This window comes from bacterium (assembly GCA_029210545.1).
GTDB lineage: Bacteria > BMS3Abin14 > BMS3Abin14 > BMS3Abin14 > BMS3Abin14 > JARGFV01.
Genome location: JARGFV010000192.1, coordinates 1 through 1,988, shown reverse-complemented (window position 1 = coordinate 1,988; position 1,988 = coordinate 1). Strand labels below are relative to the sequence as shown.

1 protein-coding gene is annotated in these 1,988 nt (G+C 53.5%); it reads right to left on the bottom strand.

Annotated elements, in window-relative coordinates; genetic code table 11:
- Positions 1-350: 350 nt before the first annotated feature.
- Positions 351-1,715 carry a sigma-54 dependent transcriptional regulator gene (locus P1S46_12195; protein MDF1537230.1) on the bottom strand — a complete coding sequence of 455 codons (1,365 nt, stop codon included), beginning with the start codon at positions 1,713-1,715 and terminating at the stop codon, positions 351-353.
- Positions 1,716-1,988 lie beyond the last annotated feature (273 nt).

Genomic DNA, 1,988 nt, shown 5'->3' with positions numbered 1-1,988 from the left:
GGGAACCGAAAAGCGTGGTTTTCGGTTCCCTCACGGATCGAACACACAGCCATTGGCACTCGATCCGGGCGCCTCTCTCAGGCGCGGCTGCTTTCATCGGTCATTGATTTGGGCGCCCCGCGCGGGGCGCGTTGATGGACTTTTTGCGAGTCCATCAATAAATGGGCTATATCAACGATTTTGAGGATCTTTTAACATGGCAGACAGCGCGGAAACCGGCTGTTGAGATCGAAGCATTGGCAAGAAACGGAAATTGAAGGTAAGAATAGCTTGAGATTCGCGGTTTCGGTTGCCACTCAGAAAACCAAACGCAGAACCCAAAATTCAAACATCCCAGGTGGATTGGGGATTTATTTGTTCTTTATCCACCTTGGATGTTTGATACCAAACTGCTGGATCTTGTAATGGATGACGCGCTTGGAGATGCCCAGGAGCTTGGCGGCATCCTTCTGGATGTAATCGGTCTTTTCCAGGGCCTCGATGACCGCCTCCTTTTCGAGTTCCTTGAGGTTTCTGTCGGTGAGGCCTACTGTTCCTGCCGGCGGTTGTTCGTCGGGGAGTTGGACATCGAACGGTTCGATCGCATCTCCTTCGCTGATAAATAGAGCCCGCTCCAGGACGTTCTTGAGTTCCCTGATATTGCCCGGCCAATCATAGGATATGAGCTTTTTCACGGCCTTGTCGTTCAGTTCGGCGTCCCTGCCGTTGTCCAGGTCCTGCCGCAGCCTGTGGAGAAAATAGTTCGCAAGCAGAGGGATGTCCTCTCTCCGATCCCGCAGAGGAGGCACATCGATCACCTCCTTCTTTAATACATCGACCAACTCCAGAAGAATCCGCCCCGCCCGCATCTCGGAGTCGAGATCACGGCTTGTCGACATGACAACCCTCACATCGACAATGATATCCCTGTTCCCGCCGTACCTTACAAAAGTCCCTCGTTTGATCAAATCGAGCAATTTGCCCTGGATCTCGACAGGGGCCTCGGTGAACTCCTCGATGAAGATGGTTCCGCCGTTAGCCTGTTCGATCCTCCCTATCCGGGCCTTGTCCGCACCCGGGAAGGCGCCTCTGACATGGCCGAACAGATCGCTTTCAAGGTAGACCTGGTTGCGGACAGCGCAGCTGACCCTGACGAACCCGCATTCGCTCCTGCCGCTGTTGAAATGGATGGCGCCGGCAATCAGTTGCCGTCCCGTGCCTGTCTCACCCTGGATGAGCAGCGGGCGGCTGCTGTTTGCCAGTTTTCTCACGCGCTCCAGCACCTTTCGGATAACCGCGCTTTCACCGACGATATCCTCGATCCGGTAGATGACCTCCTGGGTATGTCTCAGGTAAGCCACCTCCCTGACGAGATCCCTGTGCCGAAGGACCTTTTCGATTCTCATCTCAAGTTCGGGGATACTGAACGGTTTTTGAAGAAAATCGGATGCCCCCAGTTTCATGCCGGTCGCCGCCGTGTCGATACTGCCGTAGGCGGTCATCATCACCACCTCGGTGTCCGGGCTCATGAACCTGGTCTCCCTGAGGACCTCCATTCCATCCTTGCCGGGAAGTTTGACATCCGTAAGGACCAGATCGTACTTCCTCGAGCGGATCCTCTCCAAGGCCTGGGATCCGTCAGATGCCTCGTCGACCTCGTGACCGGAATCCTGAAAAACGCCTACCAGGAGCTCACGAAAATCGCGATCGTCCTCTGCGACAAGAAATAATGCCACGCTTGGTCCTCACCCTCTTTGAACCTGCTGACAGATAAACGCTGTCGAATATAAAATCGTTTCATATTTGTAATATCGGATTGGCATGGGAGTTGTCAAATGGATAAGATCGGTGAAAAGTGAACCATGAAACGTTAAACGCGAAGAGCCGGCGGGACAAATGGCTTGAATACAGGTAAATGTTCACTGTTCACTGTTGACAGGGTCGCAAAAAGTCCAATCCGGGACTTTTCGCTCAACGGAAAGGGAAAAGCGTCGTTTTCCCTTTCCTTA